At 71.6% G+C, this 23,135-nt stretch carries 27 protein-coding genes; 6 read left to right on the top strand and 21 right to left on the bottom strand.

The window, feature by feature from the left end:
• Positions 1-123: 123 nt before the first annotated feature.
• A complete protein-coding gene (locus Cco03nite_RS33435) occupies positions 124-657 on the top strand; it encodes a hypothetical protein (protein ID WP_203697720.1) in 534 nt (177 codons plus the stop codon).
• Between the two features lie 244 nt (positions 658-901).
• Here Cco03nite_RS33435 and Cco03nite_RS33440 read toward each other — a convergent pair whose 3' ends face one another.
• From Cco03nite_RS33440 to Cco03nite_RS33450, 3 genes are all read right to left on the bottom strand, one after another.
• A complete protein-coding gene (locus Cco03nite_RS33440) occupies positions 902-1,324 on the bottom strand; it encodes a hypothetical protein (protein ID WP_203697721.1) in 423 nt (140 codons plus the stop codon).
• A 120-nt stretch (positions 1,325-1,444) separates the two neighbouring features.
• Positions 1,445-2,050 (bottom strand): hypothetical protein, encoded by a 606-nt coding sequence (locus tag Cco03nite_RS33445; protein WP_203697722.1) that lies wholly within the window; start codon positions 2,048-2,050, stop codon positions 1,445-1,447.
• A 188-nt stretch (positions 2,051-2,238) separates the two neighbouring features.
• Positions 2,239-2,814, bottom strand: a complete 576-nt coding sequence (locus Cco03nite_RS33450; protein ID WP_203697723.1) for a hypothetical protein — start codon at positions 2,812-2,814, stop codon at positions 2,239-2,241.
• A gap of 79 nt (positions 2,815-2,893) precedes the next feature.
• On the opposite strand from Cco03nite_RS33450, the gene Cco03nite_RS33455 reads away from it, so the two are divergent.
• Positions 2,894-3,124 (top strand): hypothetical protein, encoded by a 231-nt coding sequence (locus Cco03nite_RS33455; protein WP_144121103.1) that lies wholly within the window; start codon positions 2,894-2,896, stop codon positions 3,122-3,124.
• A gap of 36 nt (positions 3,125-3,160) precedes the next feature.
• Here the strand turns inward: Cco03nite_RS33455 and Cco03nite_RS33460 are convergent, their stop codons facing one another.
• The 4 genes from Cco03nite_RS33460 to Cco03nite_RS33475 all read right to left on the bottom strand — a co-directional run bounded on the left by Cco03nite_RS33460 (position 3,161) and on the right by Cco03nite_RS33475 (position 5,979).
• Positions 3,161-3,631, bottom strand: a complete 471-nt coding sequence (locus Cco03nite_RS33460; protein WP_203697724.1) for a ribose-5-phosphate isomerase — start codon at positions 3,629-3,631, stop codon at positions 3,161-3,163.
• 143 nt (positions 3,632-3,774) lie between these two features.
• Positions 3,775-4,965 (bottom strand): DUF1015 family protein, encoded by a 1,191-nt coding sequence (locus Cco03nite_RS33465; RefSeq protein ID WP_203697725.1) that lies wholly within the window; start codon positions 4,963-4,965, stop codon positions 3,775-3,777.
• 72 nt (positions 4,966-5,037) lie between these two features.
• Complete coding sequence (locus Cco03nite_RS33470; RefSeq protein ID WP_203697726.1) at positions 5,038-5,238, bottom strand: hypothetical protein; 201 nt, start codon at positions 5,236-5,238, stop codon at positions 5,038-5,040.
• A 105-nt stretch (positions 5,239-5,343) separates the two neighbouring features.
• Entirely contained in the window at positions 5,344-5,979 is a 636-nt protein-coding gene (locus tag Cco03nite_RS33475) for a mycothiol-dependent nitroreductase Rv2466c family protein (RefSeq protein WP_203697727.1), read from the bottom strand.
• 176 nt (positions 5,980-6,155) lie between these two features.
• On the opposite strand from Cco03nite_RS33475, the gene pepN reads away from it, so the two are divergent.
• Positions 6,156-8,711, top strand: coding sequence for an aminopeptidase N (pepN, locus tag Cco03nite_RS33480; protein WP_203697731.1), 2,556 nt, complete (start codon positions 6,156-6,158; stop codon positions 8,709-8,711).
• A gap of 59 nt (positions 8,712-8,770) precedes the next feature.
• Here pepN and Cco03nite_RS33485 read toward each other — a convergent pair whose 3' ends face one another.
• The 14 genes from Cco03nite_RS33485 to Cco03nite_RS33550 form a co-directional block, all read right to left on the bottom strand.
• On the bottom strand, positions 8,771-9,178 hold the full coding sequence (locus Cco03nite_RS33485) for a DUF5130 family protein (protein WP_203697733.1): 408 nt from the start codon (positions 9,176-9,178) through the stop codon (positions 8,771-8,773).
• Entirely contained in the window at positions 9,165-9,452 is a 288-nt protein-coding gene (ctaJ, locus tag Cco03nite_RS33490) for an aa3-type cytochrome oxidase subunit CtaJ (protein WP_444546533.1), read from the bottom strand. Before ctaJ ends, Cco03nite_RS33485 begins: the two co-directional genes overlap by 14 nt.
• A gap of 88 nt (positions 9,453-9,540) precedes the next feature.
• Entirely contained in the window at positions 9,541-10,281 is a 741-nt protein-coding gene (locus tag Cco03nite_RS33495; RefSeq protein WP_203697735.1) for an alpha/beta hydrolase, read from the bottom strand.
• A gap of 55 nt (positions 10,282-10,336) precedes the next feature.
• On the bottom strand, positions 10,337-11,344 hold the full coding sequence (locus Cco03nite_RS33500; protein ID WP_203697790.1) for an amidohydrolase family protein: 1,008 nt from the start codon (positions 11,342-11,344) through the stop codon (positions 10,337-10,339).
• The gene (locus tag Cco03nite_RS33505; RefSeq protein WP_203697737.1) at positions 11,341-11,862 is read right to left on the bottom strand and encodes a 3-hydroxyanthranilate 3,4-dioxygenase; all 522 of its coding nucleotides are present in this window, start codon (positions 11,860-11,862) and stop codon (positions 11,341-11,343) included. The genes Cco03nite_RS33500 and Cco03nite_RS33505 overlap by 4 nt, the downstream gene beginning before the upstream one ends.
• The gene (locus tag Cco03nite_RS33510) at positions 11,859-12,284 is read right to left on the bottom strand and encodes a RidA family protein (RefSeq protein WP_203697739.1); all 426 of its coding nucleotides are present in this window, start codon (positions 12,282-12,284) and stop codon (positions 11,859-11,861) included. Before Cco03nite_RS33510 ends, Cco03nite_RS33505 begins: the two co-directional genes overlap by 4 nt.
• A complete protein-coding gene (locus Cco03nite_RS33515) occupies positions 12,281-13,009 on the bottom strand; it encodes a 2-keto-4-pentenoate hydratase (protein WP_203697740.1) in 729 nt (242 codons plus the stop codon). The genes Cco03nite_RS33510 and Cco03nite_RS33515 overlap by 4 nt, the downstream gene beginning before the upstream one ends.
• A 55-nt stretch (positions 13,010-13,064) precedes the next feature.
• Positions 13,065-14,114, bottom strand: a complete 1,050-nt coding sequence (gene dmpG / locus Cco03nite_RS33520; RefSeq protein ID WP_203697749.1) for a 4-hydroxy-2-oxovalerate aldolase — start codon at positions 14,112-14,114, stop codon at positions 13,065-13,067.
• The gene (locus Cco03nite_RS33525) at positions 14,111-15,028 is read right to left on the bottom strand and encodes an acetaldehyde dehydrogenase (acetylating) (RefSeq protein WP_203697792.1); all 918 of its coding nucleotides are present in this window, start codon (positions 15,026-15,028) and stop codon (positions 14,111-14,113) included. The genes dmpG and Cco03nite_RS33525 overlap by 4 nt, the downstream gene beginning before the upstream one ends.
• A 124-nt stretch (positions 15,029-15,152) precedes the next feature.
• Positions 15,153-16,013: a 2-keto-4-pentenoate hydratase gene (locus Cco03nite_RS33530; RefSeq protein ID WP_203697752.1), complete on the bottom strand. Its 861-nt coding sequence runs from the start codon at positions 16,011-16,013 to the stop codon at positions 15,153-15,155.
• A gap of 29 nt (positions 16,014-16,042) precedes the next feature.
• Positions 16,043-17,545 (bottom strand): 2-hydroxymuconic semialdehyde dehydrogenase, encoded by a 1,503-nt coding sequence (locus tag Cco03nite_RS33535; protein ID WP_239167871.1) that lies wholly within the window; start codon positions 17,543-17,545, stop codon positions 16,043-16,045.
• A complete protein-coding gene (locus tag Cco03nite_RS33540; protein WP_203697753.1) occupies positions 17,542-18,876 on the bottom strand; it encodes an FAD-dependent oxidoreductase in 1,335 nt (444 codons plus the stop codon). The genes Cco03nite_RS33535 and Cco03nite_RS33540 overlap by 4 nt, the downstream gene beginning before the upstream one ends.
• 67 nt (positions 18,877-18,943) lie before the next feature.
• A complete protein-coding gene (gene kynU / locus Cco03nite_RS33545; RefSeq protein WP_203697754.1) occupies positions 18,944-20,230 on the bottom strand; it encodes a kynureninase in 1,287 nt (428 codons plus the stop codon).
• Between the two features lie 94 nt (positions 20,231-20,324).
• Positions 20,325-21,215: a tryptophan 2,3-dioxygenase gene (locus Cco03nite_RS33550; protein ID WP_203697755.1), complete on the bottom strand. Its 891-nt coding sequence runs from the start codon at positions 21,213-21,215 to the stop codon at positions 20,325-20,327.
• A gap of 142 nt (positions 21,216-21,357) precedes the next feature.
• On the opposite strand from Cco03nite_RS33550, the gene Cco03nite_RS33555 reads away from it, so the two are divergent.
• From Cco03nite_RS33555 to Cco03nite_RS33565, 3 genes are all read left to right on the top strand, one after another.
• Positions 21,358-21,795: an Lrp/AsnC family transcriptional regulator gene (locus Cco03nite_RS33555; protein WP_203697756.1), complete on the top strand. Its 438-nt coding sequence runs from the start codon at positions 21,358-21,360 to the stop codon at positions 21,793-21,795.
• A 222-nt stretch (positions 21,796-22,017) separates the two neighbouring features.
• Positions 22,018-22,512, top strand: a complete 495-nt coding sequence (locus Cco03nite_RS33560) for a hypothetical protein (RefSeq protein WP_203697757.1) — start codon at positions 22,018-22,020, stop codon at positions 22,510-22,512.
• Between the two features lie 4 nt (positions 22,513-22,516).
• Complete coding sequence (locus tag Cco03nite_RS33565) at positions 22,517-23,134, top strand: class F sortase (protein ID WP_203697758.1); 618 nt, start codon at positions 22,517-22,519, stop codon at positions 23,132-23,134.
• Position 23,135: the final 1 nt, after the last annotated feature.

The following is a 23,135-nucleotide window of genomic DNA, read 5'->3' on the forward strand; positions in this document are numbered from 1 at the left end:
AGCCTCTGAGACTGCCGCCGCAAGGAGATCACCACTCGCCACGGGTACTACCCGAGAAGCGTTGGCACACAAGGGGCAGGGCCGAATGCGGCACGTCCACATCAGACCGGTATTGTCAAGACCATGAAGCTTAACGATATTATCAAGATCGTCCTTGATTCTGTTCCGTCCGACTGGGCGATCCTGAACGGCCCCATCGGCCTTCAGACCTTGGCCGAGGTCGAGATCCGCGAGAACGGCCAGTACCAGCACCGCGTCGAGGTCCATGAGCACCACTCTCGCTGGGTCCTGCGGGAGGACGTGCAGATCGGGCTCGCTTTCGGGCTGCCCGCGCGTGACGGCCTGCGTTTCGAGGGCCTGGACGGAAAGTTCGTGCACCCGGAGATCAGCAGCGCCTACGCCTCGATTCTCTTCAACGGCCAGCCCGTCCACCAGGTCGAGCTCCTCATTGTTGACGGCGGTAGGGTGCGTCTTCCGATGCTGGACTACTTGACCTCCCCGGTCATGGGTCCCCACGGCGTCGAGGTGTTCGGCCTTTCTGCCACGACCCAGGAGTCCAAGATCGCCCAGCTTGTCGACGGTCTCAGCACAGGTGCTTCGGAGTTCGACGAGTACATGGAGCGGACCGCGATCGTCGTCGTACCGGACGAGGCGTAACCACCGCGCGTACGCTCGTCGCTCATTGCGGACGTGCCAGTAGCGTGCCAGAGCACGGTGCCACCGACGGTCACGTGCGGGCAGCAGAAGCGGTCCTCCCCGGTCGGGGTGGCAGGCGTTTCGGGCAAGCCGACCACGATCGGGCGGTCTTCCAAACTGACTACGCGAGTTCGATTCTCGTCGCCCGCTCCACACACGAAGGCCCAGGTGCTCGCACCCGGGCCTTCGTCGTGCCGGAGCACGGTCACGCGGCCGGCGGGCCGTCGTCGGCCACCGGACGGGAGGCGTACACGATGTCGCCGTGCCCGGCCCAGATCACCACGCCCGCGCGGTGCGCCCTGGCCCGCTCCGTGGCGGCGAGCAGGTTGCCGACCCGGAACCGGAGGTAGTCCTCCGACCGCCCCGCGGCGGCCGCCACGTCGGCCAGGTGCTTTCCGATGAGCTCGCAGTCGGCGACCAGCTCGTCGAGCCGCCCGAAGTCGACCCACACGTCCCCCTGGGACAGCCCGACCACCACCGTCGCGCCCAGGGCGCGCACCGCGGGCGAGCCCCAGAGGGTATGCCGGGTGTCGTCGTGCCCGACGAGGTCGGACTCCTCCGGCGGGGTGGTCAGGATGACGAGGTTGCCGGAATCGTTGCGCAGGTATACGTCGACCGAGATGCTCACCAGCGCAGCAGACCACACCCGTGGGTAGCGCTCCAATCACGACTCACGCCATAGAGCGACGTCCGTACGGGCCGCCGTATCTGTCCGGACGGTCCATACCAGAGCCCGCCCGGCGGGCGCTCAGGCGTTGCAGAGACGCCGGTGGGCGTTCTCGTCGGCGGCGGCGCTGCAGCGGTACGGCGAGCCGAGGATCTGGCGCAGGTGCTCGGTGAGCGGGATCAACTCGATCACCCCGGGGGCGAAGACCCGCACCCGGTAACCGTCGCCGACGCGGGGCAGTCCTTCGAGGCTGTCCGGCACGACCGTCGCGCCGTCGTCGCCGGTGTAGCGGAAGCCGGTGTAGACCAGATGGGGCGCGCCGGGGCTCAGGTCCAGCTTGAGCGTAGCGGTGGCCGTGCAGCGGACGGGGACGGAGATGCCGCGGCACGGACCGAGATCGATGCGCTCGGTGGCCTTGCCGTCGGGTTCGATGGTGAGCTCGGCGCCGTGCACGCGCCAGGTGCCGACGAACGGAGCGAGGCCGGGGATGACGGCCGCGGGCGTGGAGGCGGGAGTGCCGCTCGGCGTCGCCGGTGCGGCGAGCTGCGGCCCGGCCGCGACGACCGCGCCGGTCGCGTTCGCCGCCCCGCTCGTGGCGGGTTCGGCGAGCACCGCTCGGCCGAGTGCCACGCCGCCGCCGAGCAGCAGCACTGCGAGCGCCGCGGCCAGCGGATACCGCAGTCCCACCGCGCCCTCCCCACGTTCGCACGAACTCCCCCGGGTCAATCCACCCTAGTTCCGACCGATTCGCGGCATCCGACAAACGCAAAGATCGCCGCTTCCGGTCCGGATCCACGGTCGAACCGCGGATCGTGACCCGAAACGGCGATCTTCAGTCGGCAGGCGCCCGAACGGGCGGTCTCAGCCGGGAGCGGTCAGCGGACGCCGCGGAGGAAGTTCCAGGCGTCGACGACCCAGTCGATGAGGCGCAGGTACTGCACGCCGGCGATGACCAGGAACAGGCCGGTCACGGCGTGCGACAGCCAGGCGCTGCGCCGGGTCCGCCCCATGAGCTTCTCCAGCACCACGCCGCCGACCAGCCGGGACAGCGCGAACAGGCCGACCGCCACCACGAACACCAGGAACAGGGCCAGGGTGGCCGAGGCATGGTCGCTGTCGCCGCCCGCCGAGGCTGCCCACAGGCCCCAGGACACCAGCAGGAAGATCGCTCCGGCGACGCTCCACCGACCGCCCGCCTTGAGCTGGCGCATCCGCACGCCGAACGGCACGTCGGGACGCTTGAGGTGGCCCGAGGTGACGATCTGCCCCGGCGCGAGCGTCGGCTCGAAGGAGACCGTCTGCTCCACCGGGCGCTGGGCGGGCACCGCTGCCACACCCGTCTTGAAGTCCTTCTGGCCCGGGCCGGGCTGCTGGGTCTGCAACGCCTCGGTCGGGATCTCCTGCGTACGGTCGAAGCGCAGTTCCTGCGTCGGATCGGTCCCCTCAGTCACGCCCGACATGCTAGCCGCCTGGCACGACACCGCCAGCCGAGTATCGCCGCCGCCCGGGATCACCCGTTAGCCTGACGGGATGCAGGAATACGAGCGCCGTCGGCACCGTGGCCGCTCCGACGACGATGACGACCACGACCTCGAACGGGGCCTGCGCGGCCTGATCGGGCCCGGTGCGTCGCAGATCAGCCTGTCCGCGGCGCTGCGGGCGCGCGACGCCGCCCGGCCCACGGCCGACGACCTCGCCCGTGCCGAGGCCGAGCTGGAGATCGTCCGCCGTGGTTGGGTGCCGCGGGATCCGCTGCGCTGACGCCGCCGGAATCGCCCCGAAACAGTCGGGAATCCGTCAGTTGGGCAGCGGGGGGAGCTCGCCGGTCTTCTCGTACACGGCGACCTCCTCGATACGCCGGGCGTGCCGCTCGGCCTGCGAGAACGGGGTGCTGAGGAACGCCTCCACGATCGCGGTGGCCTCCTCCAGGGAGTGCTGGCGCGCGCCGATGCCGACGACGTTGGCGTCGTTGTGCTGGCGGCACAGGGTGGCCGTGTCGATGTTCCAGGCCAGCGCGGCGCGTACGCCCGCGATCTTGTTGGCGGCGATCTGCTCGCCGTTGCCGGAACCGCCGATCACCACGCCGAGGCTGCCCGGGTCGGTGACCACGCGGTGCCCGGCGTGCAGGCAGAACGAGGGGTAGTCGTCCTCGGCGTCGTAGGCGTGCGCGCCGACGTCGACCACGTCGTATCCCTTGGCCTGCAGCTCGGTGACCAGGTGGGCCTTCAGTTCGAAACCGGCGTGGTCCGCCGCGAGGTAAACGCGCATGGTCAAAGTCTGCCAGCCGGGCCGCGCGCCCGCGCAGCGACCCGCTCTTCCCACGACCGCGCCATAAGCACTGCTCAACGCAAGTGGAGCGTTAAGAAGGGCACCTTCTACATCGCATAGCGATGTGAAGGTGCCCTTCCTTCTCAGAGTTGGGCTACGACGAGGCCGGCGCGGGCCTTGGGGGTGAACCAGGTGCTCTTGCGGGGCATCTTCTGGCGGGCCAGGTTGACCTCGACGAAGTCGTCGACGGTGACGGGGGCGATGAGGACGGCCAGGGCGGCGCGGCCCGCGTCGACCTCGCCGGTCAGCCAGGAGGCCGGGTAGTCGCCGCCGACGTAGGTGATGCGCTTGTCGCCGGGCTCCAGGTCCAGGGCCTCGCCGAACAGGACGCGCTCGACCAGGGCGTGGTCGATGTTGTCCACGACGGAGCCGGCGGGGTCGCGGGGCAGGGTGACCGCGTAGGAGCGGCCGGCCGCGTAGAGGTGGATGACGCCGCCGGTGGCGGGCACGTCAGGGGTGCCCTCGGCGACCTGCGCGCCCGCCTTCTCCAGGCGGGTCAGCAGCTCCTCGACGGTGACGTCGAGCTTGTGCACCAGCCGGTTGTAGGGCTGGATCGCCACCGAGGCGGGCGTGGTCACCACGGCCAGGAAGCGCGCGAAGCCACCGGTCTGGGCGGCCAGGCTGCGGTGGTTGCCGTCGGCGACGACCAGGTCGCCGCCCCCCGCCAGCGCCACCAGCGCGTCGGCCTGCGGGCCCGCGGGCAACGGCCAGATCGCGTGGGTACGCCCCGACGGGTCCACGTCGGTCGCGGCCGGCTCGCCCGCCTGGGCGACCGCGTCGGCCAGCGCCGCGTGCAGCTCGTCGCCGCGCCCGGTCTGCAGCAGCAGCACCGGCGACAGCAGGTGCCCCAGCGCCTGGGCGAGCGCCACCCGCTCGCGCACCTTCTCCAGGAAGACGTCCTCGTTGCGGATCACCAGGCCGGGCTCGTCGGCGCTGGTGGAGATCTGGTCGGTGTCGACCATGCACCAGAGGCCGTACGCGGCCGAGCCGTCGGGGGCGGTGATCGCGTAGAGCACCACCACGTCCTGCGCGGAGCGGTAGGCCCCGGCGTCCTTGGCCTCGGCCAGCCGCGCCACCGCGTCGGGCAGCGCGTCGGCGAAGGACTTGCCCAGGCTGTCCGGGGCCCGGTGCGGCATCTCGACGGCGAGCGCGCTACGCGGGTTGGCGGTGATGATCTCGGTGATCTCGGCGTCGTCGGCGAACTCGTCGTAGTTCTGCGCGCCGGTGGCTCCCGTGGTGAGCCAGGCCGTGTGGATCGGGTGTACGACTGTCACGGCTGCTCACGCTACCGGCGTCCACCCGCTGGGACGGCGTGGCCCCGTGAGGCCACGCCGTGGCGTGCAGGCTCAGCGGCCGGCCGTGAACCCGGCCGGCGAGGCCCCGACCAGGACCGGCTCGGCGAGGAAAGCGGCGATCTCGGCGGGCAGGTTCGGCTGCCAGGTCGCCCACCGGCTCTCCTCGACGGTGAAGCACGAGCTGCCCAGGCTGTCCGCGACGGCCTGGGCGGGTGCGTCCAGGCGCCAGGGGTCCGCGGCGACGTCCGCCATGTCTGTTCTCCCGACTCGTCGGTGAAGCGGTGATGTGGTCCACTTCACCAACGAGCGGGCAGGCGGAAACGGTCGCCCCGGCGTGGTCGGCCGGTCGGCCGGACCTCAGTCGAAGATCGGGCCGAGGTCGCGGCTGCGCTTGAGCTCGTAGAAGCCGGGGATGCCGGCCACCAGCAGCACGCCGTCCCAGAGCCGGCCGGCGGCGTCGCCCTTCGGGGCGGGCGTCACGACGGGGCCGAAGAAGGCGATGCGCTCGCCGTCCGGGCCGGGCGCGTGGATCACGGGGGTGCCCACGTCGGTGCCGACCGGCTTCATACCCGCGTTGTGGCTCTCCACGAGCAGGTCGTCGTGCACCGTCTCGCCGGCGGCGGCGGCCAGCGCGGGGTCGAGGCCGGCGTCGGTCAGGGCGGCGGCGTACAGCTCCGGGCCCAGCTCCTGCTTGCCGAGGTGGATCCGGGTGCCCAGCGCGGTGTAGAGGTCGCGCAGCACGTGGTCGCCGTACTTGCGGGCGGCCGCGATGCAGACGCGCACCGGGCCCCAGCCCTTCTCCATCAGGGCCTGGTACTGCTCCGGCACGTCGCGGCCCTGGTTGAGCACGGACAGGCTCATCACGTGGAAGTCCACCTTCACCGGGCGGACCTTCTCGACCTCCAGCAGCCAGCGGGAGGTCATCCACGCCCAGGGGCAGATCGGGTCGAACCACATGCCGACCGAGGAGGGGGATTCGCTTACAGGGGTCATGTGGTGAATCATGACGCGGCGGTTTCACTCCGGCGCGTGACCTTAGCCACGCCTCTACGCCACAATGTGAAACAGTTACTTCGCGCCCTCACCCGGGACGTGATGAAAGACTGCTCTGGGCAGCGCCACTGCCCCCCATGCTGCTCACGACCGCAGCCGACAGGAGTTAACACGCCGTGACCGGTACGCGCAATCTCTCCCAGACCGAGGCCGCAGACAGGGCCCGGCTGCTGGACGTCAACTCGTATGACATCTCGCTGGACCTGACCGACGGGGCCGGCAACCCCGGCGACGGCACCTTCCGCAGCGTGACCACGGTGAAGTTCACCGCCACGCAACCGGGTGCGGGCACCTTCATCGAGGTCGCCGCGAGCAAGGTCCTGCGGGCCGAGCTGAACGGCGCCGCGCTGGACACCAGCGCCTGGACCGCCGAGACCGGCCTGGTGCTGCCGCAGCTCGCCGAGCAGAACACGCTCGTCGTCGAGGCCGACTTCCCGTTCTCGCAGCAGGGGCAGGGCCTGCACCGCGCGGTCGACCCCGCGGACAAGGAGGTCTACCTCTACAGCCAGTTCGAGACCGCGGACGCCCAGAAGGTCTTCGCCTGCTTCGACCAGCCCGACCTGAAGTCGGTCTACACCTGGCACGCCGTGGTGCCCAAGCACTGGAAGGTCGTCTCCAACGCGCCGATCGGCTCGGTCACCACCGAGGGCTTCGGCAAGACGGTCCACTTCGAGCAGTCGGCCCGCATGTCGACGTACGTGACCGCGCTGTGCGCCGGGCCGTACCACGAGGAGCGCACCACGCACGACGGCATCGACATGGGCGTGTACTGCCGCGCCTCGATGGCCGAGCACCTCGAGGCCGACGAGCTGTTCGAGATCACCAAGCAGGGCTTCGACTTCTTCCAGACCCAGTTCGGCGTGCGCTACCCGCTGCCGAAGTACGACCAGCTGTGGGTGCCCGAGTTCAACGCGGGCGCGATGGAGAACTTCGGCTGCGTCACCCACGCCGACGCGTCGTACATCTTCCGCAGCGAGGTCACCGACTTCGAGCGCGAGCAGCGCGCCAACACGATCCTGCACGAACTGGCCCACATGTGGTTCGGCGACCTGGTCACCATGCGCTGGTGGGACGACCTGTGGCTGAACGAGTCGTTCGCCGAGTGGGCGTCGCACTGGTGCAACGCCGAGGCGACCCGCTTCTCCGACGCCTGGACCACGTTCCTGTCGCTGCGCAAGAACTGGGGCTACGGCCAGGACCAGCTGTCCAGCACCCACCCGGTCTACTGCGACATGCCCGACGTGGACGCGGTCGAGGTCAACTTCGACGGCATCACGTACGCCAAGGGCGCCAGCGTGATCAAGCAGCTCGTGGCGTACGTCGGCATCGACGCGTTCGTCACCGGCCTGCGCTCGTACTTCAAGCAGCACGCCTGGGGCAACGCCACGTTCGGCGACCTGCTCTCGGCGCTGGAGGCCGCGTCCGGCCGCGAGCTGCGCGACTTCGCCGCCGCGTGGCTGGAGACCGCCCAGGTCAACACGCTGCGCCCGGTCGTGGAGATCGCCAAGGACGGCACCTACCGGCAGGTGACCGTGGTGCAGACCGCGCCGGAGAGCCACCCGACGCTGCGCCCGCACCACCTCGCCGTCGGCCTGTACGACCTGGTGGACGGCAGCCTGGTGCGCCGCGAGCGGATCGAGACCGACGTCGCGGGCGCGGAGACGGTGCTGGCCGAGCTGGCCGGCAAGAAGGCAGCCGACGTGCTGCTGCTCAACGACGACGACCTCACCTACACCAAGCTGCGCCTCGACGAGCGCTCGCTGGCGACCGTGGTCGGCAACCTGAGCGGCTTCGACTCGTCGCTGGCCCGCGCGCTGTGCTGGGCCGCCGCGTGGGACATGGTCCGCGACGCGGAGATGCCCGCCCGCGACTACGTCGCCCTGGTCACCAACGCGCTGCCGGGCGAGCGGGACATCAACCTCGTCACCGCCACGCTGCGGCAGGTCCAGCTGGTGCTCACCCAGTACGCCGACCCGGCCTGGGCGCCTACCGGCTGGGCGAAGCTGGCCGACACCGCCAAGGCGGCGCTGGCCGTCGCCGAGCCCGGCAGCGGCTTCCAGCTCGCCTGGTCGCGGGCCTACATCAGCGCCGCCCGCGGCAGCGCCGACCTGGCAGTGCTGCAGGGCTGGCTGACCGGCACCGGGGTGCCCGAGGGCATCACCATCGCCGGCGAGCTGCGCTGGCAGCTGGTGCAGTGCCTGGTGGCCAACGGCGGCGTCGACCCGTCGGTCATCCAGGCCGAGCACGACGCCGACCGCACCGCCTCCGGCGACATCGGCGCGGCCCTCGCGTACGCGCTGATCCCGACGCCGGAGAACAAGGCCGCGGTGTGGACCGAGCTGACCGGCCCGACGGCGCTGGCCAACTGGCGCAACCGGGCGCTGATCCAGGGCTTCCAGCACCCGGCCCAGACGGAGCTGACCGCGCCGTACACGCCGCGTTTCTTCGCCGAGGTCGCGGGCGTCTGGGCGGCCCGGGACAGCGAGCCCGCCCAGGAGTTCACGGTGCTGGCCTACCCGGTGCTCGACGTGTCGCCGCAGACGGTGTCGGCGGCCGAAGCGTGGCTGGCCGAGGAGGGCCACCCGGCCCCGCTGCGCCGCCTCATGGCCGAGGGCAACGACCGGGTGCTGCGCGCCCTCAAGGCCCGCGCCAAGGACGCCGCCTCATCCTGAGCAGGTATGCGAGAAGGGCCGGACGCGACGCGTCCGGCCCTTCTCGCATGACACTCAGGTCACAGGTTGTGCTTGCCCGCCAGCCCGGTGAGCTGGGCGAGGCCGCTGACGAGGCCGCCGGCCAGGTCACCGCCGCCGAACGAGGCCGCCATGGACAGCGCGGCCAGCTTGCAGTCGCGGTCCGACAGGCGCTTGCGGGCCTGCGAACCGGTCACGATCTCCAGCTGGCGCCGGGCCGGGTCGACGGCGATGAGCACCGACTCCGCCGGGTGGGCCAGCCGGGCGTGCAGCCGCTCGGCGCCCTCGCGCATCGGCTCCTCGACCTCCCCGACGTACGTGCTGAAGGTCAGGCCCGAGTTCTCGTCGGCCTTGCGCAGCGCGTCGTCGAGCCGCAGCAGCTGACGGGTCGTGAACGGCCCGTCGAGCACCGCCGTGCTGGACACGGCGTAGTGGTCACCAGCGGTCACTTGCGCCTCCTGTCACGTCCACGACCGGCGCGATGTCGCCGGCCGCGGTCAGCTCCGCGCGAGCGGCGGCGTCCAGGGCCGCGTGCTGCGCCTCCGGTCCGTCCGATTCGGGCCGGGCGAGGAACCACACCGGCGCGAACTCGTACGGCCGGCCGGGCCGGTACCGCTTGGCGTTGCGGCCGCCGGCCGCATAGACCAATGCAAAGATGATCGCGATCACCGCGAGCGGGATGCCCGCGTAGATCAGCAGATCGGATAGATCTGGCGTGGACACCGTGAAGCCCCCCGGCTCAGTCCGAATGAACGTCTCAACGCTAGCGGAGCGGACCCGGCCACCTGCTCAGGGGTGGTCGCGTGCCGCCTCAGTCACCCAGCCGCGACAGCTCGGCCAGCACCGTCGGCCAGGCCGCCGACAGCGGGTCGATGACCGCGAAGTGCGCCGCGCCGGGCACTGCGACGAGCCTGCTGCCGGGCTGCCCGACGGCGTACGACTCGGCCACGGTGATCGGCACGATCTCGTCCGACACCCCGTGGACCAGCACCGTCGGCCCCGGCGGGGCGGGCAGCCGGACCGGGTCGAGATCCTCGCGGGTCGATGCGTCCGCACCCAGGAAATCGACGACCGCGCCGCCGTCGAGTTCCAGCCGCTGCGCCAGCCGCAGGTCCGCGACCGGTGCCAGGGCCAGCGTACCGGCCTGCTGCGGCGCCGGGGCCGCGATCGCTGCCCACAGCACCAGGTGACCGCCGGCCGAGTGCCCGACGGTGACCACCCTTCCGTCATGTCCGCCCAGCTCACCGGGCACGACGGCGAGCGCCTCGGTGACGTCGCGCACAGTCGCGTCCGGGTCGCCGGGCACGCGGCGGTACTCGATCGATGCCACGGTCCAGCCCGCGTCGCGGATCGCGGCCGCCATCGGGTGGGTGTGGGCACGGTCATACTCCGGCCGCCAGAAACCGCCGTGCACGATCACGACCAGCGGCCGGCGCGCGGCACGGGCGTCGCCGCGCCAGCCGTCGGCGACGTGCTCGACCCGCGGCCCGTAGCGCAGCGCGAGATCGGGCGCAGCCGCCTCGCGGGTGAGCACCGAACGGTCCTCGGTCATGCCCGCCCCTCGCGCCGCGCCCGGCCGGACTGCGCGGTTCGCGCGCCGCGCCCGCTCATGCCGCCCGCCCCAGGAAGGCCAGCGCGTTGCCGCCGAGCAGTTTGGCGCGCTGGGTGTCGGTGAGGAAGTCGGACTTGCGGACCACCGCGCCGACCGGGCGCTCGCCCAGCGGGTACGGGTAGTCGCTGCCCAGCAGCACCCGGTCCTCGCCCATCGTGTCCACCAGCAGCCGCAGCGCGGACGGGTCGAACACGACCGTGTCGACGGAGAAGCGGTGCGTGTAGTGGCTCGGCGGCAGCGCGGACTGGCCGCGCACCACGTCGCCGCGCCGGTGCCAGGCGTTGTCGGCCCGGCCCAGCCAGAACGGGAAGCTGCCGCCGCCGTGCGCGAAGCACAGCCGCAGCGACTCGGGAACCTGGTCGAACACCCCGCCGAGGATCATCGACAGCACCGACAGGTGGGTCTCGGCGGGCATGCCGGTGAGCCAGCGGGCCATCCACCGGTCCAGGCGCGGCCCGGTAGGCATGTCCCACGGGTGTACGAACACCGGTGCCCCGACCTGCGCGCAGTGCTGCAGGAACTGGACGATGCCGGCGTCGTCGAGGTCGCGGTCGCCGACGTGGTTGCCGATCTCGACCCCGACGTGCCCGTTGGCCAGGCACCGGTCCAGCTCGGCGCAGGCCAGGTCTGGGTCCTGCAGCGGCACCTGGCAGAACGGCACCAGCCGGTCTCCCCCGTCCGCGCAGACCGTCAGCGCCAGGTCGTTGAAGATCCGGGCGACCTTCATCGCCTGGTCGGCCGGGCGCTCGTACGAGAAGAACACCGGCGTCGGCGAGACGACCTGGACGTCCACGCCGTCGTCGGCCATGTCGGACAGCCGGGTCGGCGCGTCCCAGCACTGCGCGCCGATGGGCCGGAACTCCGTCTCCCCGATCATGATCATCGCGGCGCGCTCGGAGTCAACCCGCAGCCAGGGCCAGCCGTCGCCGCCGCACGCGCTCGACAGCTCCGGCCAGCCCTGCGGCACGACGTGGGTGTGCACGTCGACGACGGGGAACATCAGCCCTTCCCAGGGTGCAGCGTGCCGCAGTTGCCGCAGGTGCGGGCCTGCTCGCTGTCGTAGAACGCGGTGAACACCGGCGGCAGGTCGGCGACGATGTCGCGCACCTGCAGCTCCACCTCGTGCACGATCTCCTGGCAGTTCGGGCAGTACCAGCGGAACTTCTCCAGCGTGCCCTCCTCGCGGACCCGCTCCATGACCAGGCCGATCGAGCCGGCCTCGCGCTGCGGCGAGTGCGGGGTGAGCCGGGGCAGCATCCACATGTGCCCCTCCGGCACCGTGATCGTCCGCGGGCCGTCCGGCGTCATCACGTTGATCCGCAGGGTGCCCTTGATCTGGTAGAAGAACTCCTCGTACGGGTCCACGTGGAAGTCGGTGCGCTGGTTCGGGCCGCCGACCACCATCACGATGAAGTCGTCGCCGGTGGGGAACATCTGCTTGTTGCCGACCGGCGGCTTGAGCAGGTGCTGGTTCTCCTCGATCCAGCCGGGGAAGCTCACCGGCTCGGAAATCTCCGTCACTTCGGTCCTCCATCTGGGAGCAGGGCGACAGCCTGGATCTCGATCAGCAGGTGCGGGTGCGGGAGCTGGTGCACCGCGACCGTGGTGCGGGTGGGCCCGGTGGCGTCGAAGAACTCGCCGTACACCTCGTTGTACCCGCCGAAGTCGTTCATGTTGACCAGATACGTGGTGACCTGGACCAGGTCGGACAGGTCCGCGCCGACCGAGCGCAGGATGTCGCCGATGTTCTCGATCACCGCCCGGGTCTGCTCGCGGATGTCGAGGCTGGTCGTGCCCATCTCGTCGACCGACGCGCCTGCGATGCTGTTGTCCGGCCGCCGGCTCGACGTGCCGCTCACGAACGCGAACCCACCCGCCACCTTCACGTGCGGAAACCGCCCCCGCGGCGTCGCCTTCCCCGCCACCGTCTTCGCCCCGGTCATGCCGCCGCCTTCAGCGATGCGGTGCCGAGGCCTTCGACGACGGCGCGGACGTGAGCGCCAGGGGTCAGTGGCACGGCGGCGGTGGCGGCGCCGGCGAGGAAGATCCAGCCCGGCTCCAGGGCGAGGCCATAGCGGGCGGTCAGGGCGCGGCCCTCGGTGAGCGCGCGGCGCGGGTCGCCGAGGATGGCCGCGGTAGAGCCCGCCTGGACGACCTTGCCGTCGACCTCCAGCAGCACGCCCAGGTTGTCCACGCCCGCCGGGACAGGCTGCCACGGGCCGACCACGAAAGCCGCGCCGGAGGTGTTGTCGGCGACGACGTCGGGGTGGGTGAACTGGAAGTCGGCGTACCGTGAGTCGATGATCTCCAGGGCCGGGGCGGCCGCGGCGATGCCGTTCTCGCCGAGCAGGAACGCGATCTCCGGCTCGATCCGCGGGTGGATGAAACCGTCCAGGCTGAGCTGCCCGCCGTCGGGCACGGCCATCGCGTCGGTGAGCCGTCCCCAGATCACCTCGTGCACGCCGACCTGCGCCATCTTGGCCCGGCTGGTCAGCCCCATCTTGATGCCGACCAGGCGCTGACCCCGGTCGAGGCGGCGCGCGATCAGCGCCTCCTGGACGGCGTAGGCGCCGTCGACGTCCAGCTCGTTGGCCAGCGTGAGCTGCGGGATCGCGGTGGCGTTGACCGCCGCGTCGTCCAGCAGCGCGGCCAGTTCGGTGACAGTCATGCCCGGTCTCCGCTCCGCGCGGCGCGGACCGGCCCGCGCCCGATGGTCTGCTCGTTCATGCGCTCTCCCCCACCGCGGCGCGCTCGGCGTCGCGGACCAGGTCCAGGGCGACGTCCACGATCATGTCCTCCTGGCCGCCGACCATGCGGCGGCGGCCCAGCTCGACCAGGATCGAGCGCACGTCCACGCCGTACTTCGCCGAGGCCCGCTCGGCGTGGCGCAGGAAGCTGGAGTAGACGCCCGCGTACCCGAGCGACAGGGTCTCCCGGTCGACCTGCACCGGCCGGTCCTGCAGCGGGCGGACGACGTCGTCGGCGGCGTCCATCAGCGCGAACACGTCGCAGCCGTGCTCCCAGCCCATCAGCTCGGCGGTCGCCACGAACACCTCCAGCGGCGCGTTGCCCGCGCCCGCGCCCATGCCGGCCAGGCTCGCGTCGACGCGCACCGGCACGCCGGGACGGTCGCCGTGCTCGACGGCGACGACGCTGTTGGCGACGCCGAGTGACAGGTTGTGGTGGGCGTGGATGCCGACCTGGGTGTTCTCGTCCAGCACCTGCCGGTAGGCGTCGACGCGCTCGGCGACGTCGCGCATCAGCAGGCGGCCCCCGGAGTCGGTGACGTAGACGCAGTGCGCGCCGTACGACTCCATGAGTTTGGCCTGCTTCGCCAGGCCCGCCGGGTCGTTCATGTGGGACATCATCAGGAAGCCGGAGACGTCCATGCCGTTGTCGCGCGCCCAGCCGATGTGCTGGGCGGAGATGTCGGCCTCGGTGCAGTGCGTGGCGATGCGCACGCTGGTCACGCCGAGGTCGCGGGCGGCCTTCAGGTCGGCGATGGTGCCGATGCCGGGCAGCAGCAGCGTGGTCAGCTTCGACCGGGTCATCACCTCGGCAGCCGCGGCGATCCACTCGGCGTCGGTGGCCGCGCCGTGGCCGTAGTTGACGCTGGAGCCGGCCAGGCCGTCGCCGTGCGCCACCTCGATCGCGGCCACCCCCGCCGCGTCCAGCGCCGCCGCGATCCGCCGCACCTGGTCCACGGTGTATCGGTGCCCGATGGCGTGCATGCCGTCGCGCAGGGTCACGTCCTGTACGTAGATCTCCGTCATGCCGCCACCTCCGCGCGCTTGCCGACCAGGCGCTCCGCGGTACGCAGCGCGGCCGAGGTCATGATGTCCAGGTTCCCGGCGTACTCGGGCAGGTAGTGCCCCGCCCCGGAGACCTCCAGGAACACCGACACCTGCAGCGCCGGCTCGGCGAGCATCGGCACGCTCACCCGGTCGAACTGCACCTTCTGCTTCAGCCGGTAGCCGGGCACGTAACCCTGCACCTGCTTGACCATGTCCTCGATCGACGACTCGATCGCGGCCCGGTCGGCGTCGGCGTCGGCGCAGAGGCAGTACACGGTGTCGCGCATGAGCAGCGGCGGCTCGGCCGGGTTCAGCACGATGATCGCCTTGCCGCGTCCCGCGCCGCCGACGACCTCGATGGCCCGCGCCGTGGTCTCGGTGAACTCGTCGATGTTGGCCCGGGTGCCGGGGCCCGCCGAGCGGGAGGCGATGGACGCGACGATCTCCCCGTACGCCACCGGCGTCACCGCGCTGACCGCCGCGACGATCGGCACGGTGGCCTGCCCGCCGCAGGTCACCATGTTCACGTTGGGCTGGTCGAGGTGCTCGTCCAGGTTGACCGTGGGCACGACGTACGGCCCGATCGCCGCCGGGGTCAGATCGACCACGACCTTGCCGTGCGCCCGCAGCACCTCGGCGTTGCGCCGGTGCGCCCCCGCCGACGTGGCGTCGAACACCACCTCGACCTCGGCGAACTCCGGCATCGCCACCAGCCCGTCCACGCCCTCGGCGGTCGTCGCCACCCCGAGCCGCGCGGCCCGCGCCAGCCCGTCCGACTCCGGATCGATCCCGACCATCGCCACCATCCGCAGCGACTCCGACAACCGCAACACCTTGATCATCAGATCGGTCCCGATGTTCCCCGACCCGATCACCGCCACCCCGGCCCTCACCACACCCACCGCTCTTCTTTCGCGTTGATCATGAACTTATGGCACGGGTCGGCGGCGTGTCGCGTGAACAACTTCATGATCAACGCTGCTGCCTCGCCACGCCGCGGCCTGCCGGCCATCTGCCTCACCCGGCCAGGCCGGAGAAGCGGGTGCGGACCGAGCCGAGGCCGGAGATCCGGGCCTCGTAGGCGGCACCCGGGGTGACCGGGACCATCGGGCCCAGGGCACCGGAGAGGATCACGTCGCCCGCGCGCAGCGGGGTGCCGGCGGCCGCCATGGTCTGGGCGAGCCAGGCGACGGCGTGCAGGGGGTGGCCGAGGCAGGCCGCGCCCGCGCCGACGGAGACCGGCTCGCCCTCGTGCTCCAGGACCATGCCGCACAGGCGCAGGTCCACGTCCGCCAGCGCCACCGGGCGGTCGCCGAGCACGAACATGGCGCTGGAGGCGTTGTCGGCGACCGTGTCCACGATGGAGATGTCCCAGTTCGCGATGCGCGAGCCGACGATCTCGATCGCGGGCAGCAGGTGGTCGGTCGCGCGCATCACGTCGGCGACGGTGACCTGCTCGTACGGCAGGTCCCGGCCGAGCACGAAGGCGACCTCCGCCTCCACCTTCGGCTGCAGGATGCGGGTCACGTCGACCTCGGCCCCGTCGAAGGCGGCCATGTCGGCGAACAGCACCCCGAAGTCGGGCTGGTCGACGCCGAGCTGCCGCTGCACCGCCGGGTTGGTCAGGCCGATCTTCGCCCCGACGATGCGGCGACCGGCGGCGACGGCCTGCTCGGTCATCGCACGCTGCACGGCGTACGCCGTGGCCACGTCCCCGACCGGCAGCAGCCGCTCGCGCAGCGGGGCACACGGGGTGCGGGTCTCCTGCGCCTCGCGCAGCAGCCGCACCGCCTCGTCGACGGCGCCGGTGGGGAGTCCTGGGTGGTCCGCCGTCCAGGCGGTCCGCCCGGACGAGTCACTGGCGGGTTCCTTGGTCATGCTCACCTCTCCGGTCGTGGCCGCCCCGGTCACGACAGGTCCACGCAGACGTTGGTCAGTTCCGAGTAGAAGGCCAGCGAGTGCACGCCGCCCTCACGCCCCACCCCGGAGGCCTTCACCCCGCCGAACGGGGTACGCAGGTCACGCAGGAACCAGGTGTTCACCCAGACCAGCCCGGCGTCCAGGCGCGCCCCGGCCCGGTGCGCCCGGCCCACGTCCCGGGTCCACACCGTGCTCGCCAGCCCGTACGCGCTGTCGTTGGCCAGCGTGTACGCCTCGTCCTCGTCGTCGAACGGCATGAGGCTGCACACCGGCCCGAAGATCTCCTCGCGGTTGACCCGGGCGTCCTGGGCCAGCCCGGTCAGCACGGTCGGCTGCACGTACGCGCCGCCGTCGCGGGCGTCGCCGAAGCTCGGCACCCCGCCTCCGGCCAGCACGGTCGCGCCCTCGGCGCGGGCCAGGTCGTAGTAGCCGAGCACCTTGTCCCGGTGCTGCCGCGAGATCAGCGGCATGTTCACCGTCGCCTCCTCGTGCGGCCAGCCGAAGGCCAGCTCGGAGGCCTGCTTGGCGAGCCGGTCGGCGAACTCGTCGAAGATCGAGCGGTGCACGTACAGCCGCTCGGTGCACAGGCAGACCTGGCCGCCGTTGGTGAAACTGGACCGCACCGAGCCGGCCACGGCCGCGTCCAGGTCGGCGTCCGGGAAGACCAGGCCGGCGTTCTTACCGCCCAGCTCGAACGAGACCGCCTTCACCCCGTCGGCCGCCGCGCGCATGATCGCGCTGCCCGTGGCCGATTCGCCGGTGAACGTGATCGCGTCCACGCCCGGGTGCTTGGTCAGGAACTCGCCGGCCGAGTCCGGGCCGAAGCCGTGGACGAGGTTGAACACGCCCTCGGGCACACCCGCCGCGGCCATCACCTCGGCCAGCAGCGTCGCCGAGGACGGGGTCTCCTCCGACGGCTTCACGATCACCGCGTTACCGCAGGCCAGGGCCGGAGCGAGCTTCCAGGTGAGCAGCAGCAGCGGCAGGTTCCAGGGCACGATGATCGCTACGACGCCGACGGGTTTGCGTACCGCGTAGTTCAGGGCCCGACCGCCGGTCGCGGTCGTGGTCATGAAGGATTCGGTGGGCGCGGTCGCGACGATGTCGGCGAAGGCCCGGAAGTTGGCCGCGCCGCGCGCGATGTCGAGGGTACGCGCCTGCGAGATGCTCTTGCCGGTGTCCGCGACCTCGGCCGTGACCAGGTCGTCGAAGCGCCGCTCCAGCTCGTCGGCGACCCGGCGGAGCACCGCCGCGCGCTCGCCCTCGCTCATCCGCCCCCAGGGCCCGTGCAGGGCCCTGCGGGCGGCGGCGACGGCCGCGTCGACGGTCGACGCGTCCGCCTCGGCGACGTCGAAGACCTTCTCGCCGGTCACCGGCGACACCTTCGCGAACGTCCGGCCCGTCGCGACGAACTCCCCGCCGACGAAGTTGCGCAGCAGCCCCGGCTCACCCGCCGGGCGGCCGGTCATGAGGATGGGATCCCAGTTCATCGGCCCATGCCCTTCCGGAAAGCGATCGCGGCCAGCGCGCCCACGGCCAGCACCGCCGCGCCCGCCGCCGCGGCGAGCAGCCACTGCTGCTTGCGCACCCGCTGCTGCACCTGCGCGTACGGCGTGGTCGAGAACGACACCAGTTCGTAGCGTGACACGTACCGGCCGGGCAGCGCCCGCTCCAGCGCGTGCTCGACCTTCTTCTGCGCCTGGAACACCGGGGAGGCGACCTTGTCGCGCATCTCCACGAAGTTGTCCAGCGCCATCCGCGCGATCGCCTCGGTGTTCTCCCGGCGGCGCGCCTCGAACTCGGGCAGCGCCCGGTCCCAGTCGTCGCCGGTCTCGTCGAGGATGCGGTCCAGCTCGACGACGTCCTCGAAGGCGCAGTTCGCGCCCTGGCCGTAGAACGGCACGATGGCGTGCGCGGCGTCGCCGAGCAGGCCCACCCGGCCGTACGCGTGCCACGGGCTGCACCGCACCGTGCCCAGCACGCCGACCGGGTTGTGCAGGTAGTCGTCGACCAGGTTCGGGGCCAGCTCGATCACGTCGGGGTACACCGCGGCGAAATGCTTCTCGATCGCGGCGGGACTGCTCAGCGACGCGAACGCGTTGGTGCCGCCGGTCGGCCAGAACAGGGTGCAGGTGAAGGAGCGGTCCGGGTTCGGCAGCGCGATCATCATCGACGCGCCGCGCGGCCAGATGTGCAGCGCGCCCGGGTCCATCGCGAACTCGCCGTCGCGGGCCGGGATGGTCAGCTCCTTGTACCCGTGCTCCAGGAAGTCCAGGCTCTCGGTCAGGCCGGTGTGCGCGAGCAGCTGCCCGCGTACCGCCGAGCTGAAGCCGTCGGTGCCGATGACCACGTCGGCCTGCGCGGTCTCCTCCCGCCCGTCGACGGAGAAGGTCATCGCGCCCGTCTTCGGGTCCAGGCCGGTCAGGCGGTGGTCGAAGTACGCGGTCACGTTCGGCAGCGCGGTGGCCGCCTCCAGCAGGGCGTTGTTCAGCGCGCCGCGGCTGATCGAGTTGATCGCCCGCTCGCCGTCGCTGCTGTACGGCTGGAAGCCCGGCTCGCCCTCGACCGGGTGGATCATCCGCCCGCGCATCGGCAGCGCGTCGGCCATCACCGAGCGGTCCAGGCCGATCCGGCGCAGCGCGTCCAGCCCGCGCTCGGACAGCGCCAGGTTGATCGAGCGCCCGCGCTCGACCTTGCCGGTACGCGGGTCCGGGCGGCGCTCGTACATCGTCACCGTGTACCCGCGCCGGGCCAGATAGCAGGTCAGCAGGCTGCCCGCGAGCCCGGCTCCGACTACGGCGACGGTCTTGTCCTTGGTCATGCCTTCTCCTCGCTGCGCTCGTCGGCGGCATGACTGCCGGTCCGCATGATTCGCTCGCTGCGCTCGCTCATGCCCTCTCCTCGCTGCGCGGGAAGATCGCGGTGAGCGCCTGGGCGACCCGCCAGCAGTCGTGATAGGTCGAGTACAGGGGCACCGGTGCGAAGCGCACGATGTCGGGCTGGCGCGCGTCGGCGATGACGCCGTGCTCGTGGCGCAGCCGCCGGGCCAGCTCGTTCGCGCCCAGCTCGGTGGTCCGCACGGACAGCTGGCAGCCACGGCGCCGGGGGTCACGCGGCGTGACCTGCTGCAGCGGCCGGCCCGGCAGCACCTCGTCGAGCAGGCTCTCCAGGTACGCCGTCAGCCGCAGGCTGCGCTCGCGCAGCACGTCCATGCCGACCTTGTCGAACAGGTCCAGGGAGGTCCGCACCGGGCCCATCGCGAAGATCGGCGGGTTGGAGATCTGCCACGCCTCGACGGTGGCCGGCGGGCGGGAGGTCGGCGTCATCTCGAACCGGGTCGCCGCCTCGGTGCTCCACCAGCCCTCGAACCGGGGCAGGTCGGGGTCGCCCAGGTGGCGCTCGTGCACGAACACGCCGGCCAGCGCGCCGGGGCCGGAGTTCAGATACTTGTACGAGCACCAGGCGGCGAAGTCGACGCCCCACTCGTGCAGCCGCAGCGGCACGTTGCCCGCCGCGTGGGCGAGGTCCCAGCCGACGACCGCGCCCGCGGCCCGGCCCGCCGCGGTGATCGCCGGGAGGTCCATCAGCTCACCGGTGAGGAAGTTGACCCCGCCGAGCATGACCAGGGCGACCGTGTCGCCCTCGTCGCGCAGGAACGCGAGCACGTCCTCGGTGCGCAGGCAGTCCTCCCCGGCGCGCGGGCGCAGGCGTACCACGGTGGTGTCGGGGTCCAGGCCGTGGAAGCGGGCCTGGCTGCGCACCGCGTAGCTGTCGGACGGGAACGCCGCGTCCTCGATCACGATGCGGGTGCGCGCCCCCGCCGGCCGGTAGAACGACACCATCAGCAGGTGCAGGTTGACCGTCAGCGAGTTCATCACCACGGCTTCGGCCGGCAGCGCCCCGACCAGCCGCGCGGCCTGCTCGGTCAGCAGCTCGTGGTACGGCAGCCACGGCCGGGCGGCCTCCAGGTGCCCCTCCACCCCGAGCCGTGCCCAGGCGTCGAGGTCGCCCAGCAGCTCCTCCCGGGTGGCCCGGGGCTGCAACCCGAGCGAGTTCCCGGCCATGTAGGCGGTCTCCGGGTACGCCCCGCCCTCGGCGGGCGGCACCAGGAAGAGGTCACGATGGCCGGGGTCGGCCTGGTCCCGACGCAACGCGTCTTGCTCAGTGAACGTCATGCTGCTCTCGCTGGATGTCTCGACAGATGTCCCTGATCATGAGGTTATGGCACCGACACGCCGTCGAACCGTGCCATAAGTTCATGATCAGCGCTTACATGGCGGTGCGGGCGGACCAGAGTTCGGGGAAGACGGTGCGGGACATGCTGCGCTGGAGCCAGGCGTACCCGTTGGAGCCGCCGCTGCCGACCTTCGCGCCCATGGTGCGGGCCACGGCCTTGAGGTGCTTGTAGCGCCAGTCGTCGAAACGCTCGGCGACGTCGGTCAGCGCCTCGCCGAGCAGCCGGAGGTGGTTGTCCGGGCCCTGGTCGGCGTAGATGCGCACCCAGGCGGCCTCGACGGCCGGGTGTGCCTCGTGCTCGGTGGCGAAGTCGCGGGTCAGCAGGTCGGCGGGCAGGTCGAAGCCCTGGCGGGCGAGCAGCGCGATCACGTCGTCCCAGACGCTCGCGCCGTGCAGGGTGGCCAGCAGGTCGTGGTAGACCTCGTCCTGGCGCTTGAACGGCCGGATCAGCGACTCGGTCTTCAGGCCGAGCAGGAACTCCAGGTGCCGGTACATCGCCGACTGGAAGCCCGAGCCCTCGCCGAGCAGGTTGCGGAACCGGTTGAAGTCGGCCGGGGTCATCCAGTGCAGCGCGTTCCAGGCGGCGTTGAGCCCGTCCAGGTGCAGCACGGTGCGGCGCAGCGGGGCGAGCGCGCCGTACACGTCGTCCTCGGCCAGCAGCCGCTGCGTCTCGCGCAGCTCGAAGCGGACCAGGCCGAAGTACAGCTCCATCACCTGGCTGATCATGAGGAAGGACATCTCGCCCGGGTCCTTGCTCAGCGTCTGCTGCAGCGTATGCAGGGTGCTCGCGTGCACGTACGCGTCGTACGGCGTGCGCTGGGCGAACTCCAGCGTCGGCTCACCGCCGTTGGCTTCGGCGCGCTCGGCGCGCTCGGCCGCGGTCGCCGGGCGTACGGCAGCGTTCGTCGTCGATGGAGCGGTCACGCGTTCCTCCAGGTGCTCTGGTCAACGTCATGATGTCTCCGTGAGCCCCCGCGACGGAATGCCGAATCAACGGCGCTCGGGGCGATCGGCTTAACGTTCATACTGGGGTCGGGGCGTTTCGTTTACGAAGGGAAAGCGCGTCGTGGACGACATGGATTGGGCGCTGCTGCGCGAGCTGCAGGAGGACGCCCGGCTGTCCTTCAGCGAGCTGTCCCGGCGGGTGCACCTGTCCCCGCCGGCGGTCGCCGAACGGGTGCGGCGGCTGGAGGAGTCCGGCGTGATCACCGGCTACCGCGCCCACGTGGACCTGACCGCGGCCGGGCGGCCGGTCGTCGCACTGATCCAGATGTCCTGCTACGGCGCGGGCTGCATCCTCCGCGACCCCTCGGTGGCGTCGTGGCCGGAGATCCTGGAGATCCACCGCATCACCGGCGACGCCTGCAGCATCCTCAAGGTCGCCGCGACCTCCATGGACGCTTTCGAGGCCCTGATCGACCGCCTGGCCCCCCACGGCCGCCCCTCCAGCACCCTCATCCTCTCCACCCCCCTCGCCTGGCGCCCCCTCACCCCACCCTCCTGACCCACCCCCACCCGCCCCACCCCCTCGGTCGCAACTCTTGAAGAGTCGCGGCCACCGGGGGTCCCCGAGGCCGCGACTCTTCAAGAGTTGCGGCAGGGTGAGGGCGAGTGGGTGCCCGGTTCGGGGCTTTTTCACGTTTAGCGAGGTGGTGGGTTGGGGTCGGATGAGAGGATTTGCGGTAGCCCGGGGTGATCGGGTGGTGAAGAGCGATTTGGGGGAAACATGCGGTCTGCTCTCCGGGTGGCGGCCGGCGCCGTGGCGCTGGTCGTCGCGGCGCTCACCGCGCCCGCGCCCGCGCACGCCGAGGGTGTCTTCGTCGAGGTCAACCCGAGCACCATCCAGGCCGGTTTCCAGGTCGCGATCCGGGCCAGCTGCGGTGACGCGCTGAACAACGCGAAGGTGCACTCCGACGCGTTCGGCACGGTCACCGTCGAGCCGGTCAACGTGTACCTGATCGCGGCCGCGACGGTGCCGGAGAACAAGAAGGCGGGCGGCTACAACGTGAAGCTGACCTGCCCGAGCCGGCAGACCGCGACCACCACGCTGTGGGTGGTCAACCACGACAGCCCGCAGCGCGGCCCGAACACCGGCGGCGGCGCGCTGGCCGGGGACGGCGGCACGACGCTGATCGGCGCGGGCGCCGCGGCGATGGGCCTGGGCCTGGGCGTGCTGCTGCTGTCGCGCCGGCGCGGGCGCAACCCGCTGACCCCCGCCTGACGCCGTGCTGCGCCGCCTGCGCGGCCCGCTGGCCGCGGTGCTGCTCCTGGTCGGGTTGTTCAGCCTCGGTATCGGCCTGGGCAAGGCCGGCGGGTTCTCGCTCGCCGAGCTGTTCCGGGGTCCCGGCAAGGCCCCGCCGGGCGAGTTCCCGGTGCTGGGCCCGAGCCGGCCGCTGCGCATCCAGATCCCCGCGATCAAGGTCAAGGCGTACATCCACGGGGTGGGGCTGGACGAGCGCGGCGCGATCGACACCCCGTCGCTGCTGCTGCGCAACGAGGCGGGCTGGTTCGACGACGGGCCGTCGCCCGGCCAGTACGGACCGGCGATCATCGTCGGGCACGTGGACACCAAGGACTCCCCCGGTGTCTTCCACCGCCTCAACGAGCTGAAGCCCGGCGCGAAGATCGAGATCACGCGCCGGGACAACAAGGTCACCGTGTTCGAGGTCAACACGGTGGAGCGGTTCAGCAAGCAGAGCCTGCCCGTCGACCGGATCTACCACGACTACACCCGGCCCGGATTACGGCTGATCACCTGCGGGGGCCGCTGGGTGGGCGGCGAGCTGGGCTACGCCGACAACATCGTGGTGTTCGCGAGCCTGGTCAGCACGCACAAGGCCTGAC

The organism is Catellatospora coxensis, assembly GCF_016862635.1.
GTDB classification, from domain to species: Bacteria; Actinomycetota; Actinomycetes; order Mycobacteriales; family Micromonosporaceae; genus Catellatospora; species Catellatospora coxensis.

Bases quoted from the DNA above. Each gene is read 5' to 3' on its own strand.
- Cco03nite_RS33435 (WP_203697720.1), top strand. From the start codon at position 124: ATGAAGCTTAACGATATTATCAAGATCGTCCTTGATTCTGTTCCGTCC.
- Cco03nite_RS33455 (WP_144121103.1), top strand. From the start codon at position 2,894: ATGCAGGAATACGAGCGCCGTCGGCACCGTGGCCGCTCCGACGACGAT.
- Cco03nite_RS33460 (WP_203697724.1), bottom strand. From the start codon at position 3,631: ATGCGCGTTTACCTCGCGGCGGACCACGCCGGTTTCGAACTGAAGGCC.
- Cco03nite_RS33470 (WP_203697726.1), bottom strand. From the start codon at position 5,238: ATGGCGGACGTCGCCGCGGACCCCTGGCGCCTGGACGCACCCGCCCAG.
- Cco03nite_RS33475 (WP_203697727.1), bottom strand. From the start codon at position 5,979: ATGACCCCTGTAAGCGAATCCCCCTCCTCGGTCGGCATGTGGTTCGAC.
- Cco03nite_RS33495 (WP_203697735.1), bottom strand. From the start codon at position 10,281: ATGACCGAGGACCGTTCGGTGCTCACCCGCGAGGCGGCTGCGCCCGAT.
- Cco03nite_RS33510 (WP_203697739.1), bottom strand. From the start codon at position 12,284: ATGACCGGGGCGAAGACGGTGGCGGGGAAGGCGACGCCGCGGGGGCGG.
- Cco03nite_RS33515 (WP_203697740.1), bottom strand. From the start codon at position 13,009: ATGACTGTCACCGAACTGGCCGCGCTGCTGGACGACGCGGCGGTCAAC.
- dmpG (WP_203697749.1), bottom strand. From the start codon at position 14,114: ATGACGGAGATCTACGTACAGGACGTGACCCTGCGCGACGGCATGCAC.
- Cco03nite_RS33530 (WP_203697752.1), bottom strand. From the start codon at position 16,013: ATGACCAAGGAACCCGCCAGTGACTCGTCCGGGCGGACCGCCTGGACG.
- Cco03nite_RS33535 (WP_239167871.1), bottom strand. From the start codon at position 17,545: ATGAACTGGGATCCCATCCTCATGACCGGCCGCCCGGCGGGTGAGCCG.
- Cco03nite_RS33540 (WP_203697753.1), bottom strand. From the start codon at position 18,876: ATGACCAAGGACAAGACCGTCGCCGTAGTCGGAGCCGGGCTCGCGGGC.
- kynU (WP_203697754.1), bottom strand. From the start codon at position 20,230: ATGACGTTCACTGAGCAAGACGCGTTGCGTCGGGACCAGGCCGACCCC.
- Cco03nite_RS33560 (WP_203697757.1), top strand. From the start codon at position 22,018: ATGCGGTCTGCTCTCCGGGTGGCGGCCGGCGCCGTGGCGCTGGTCGTC.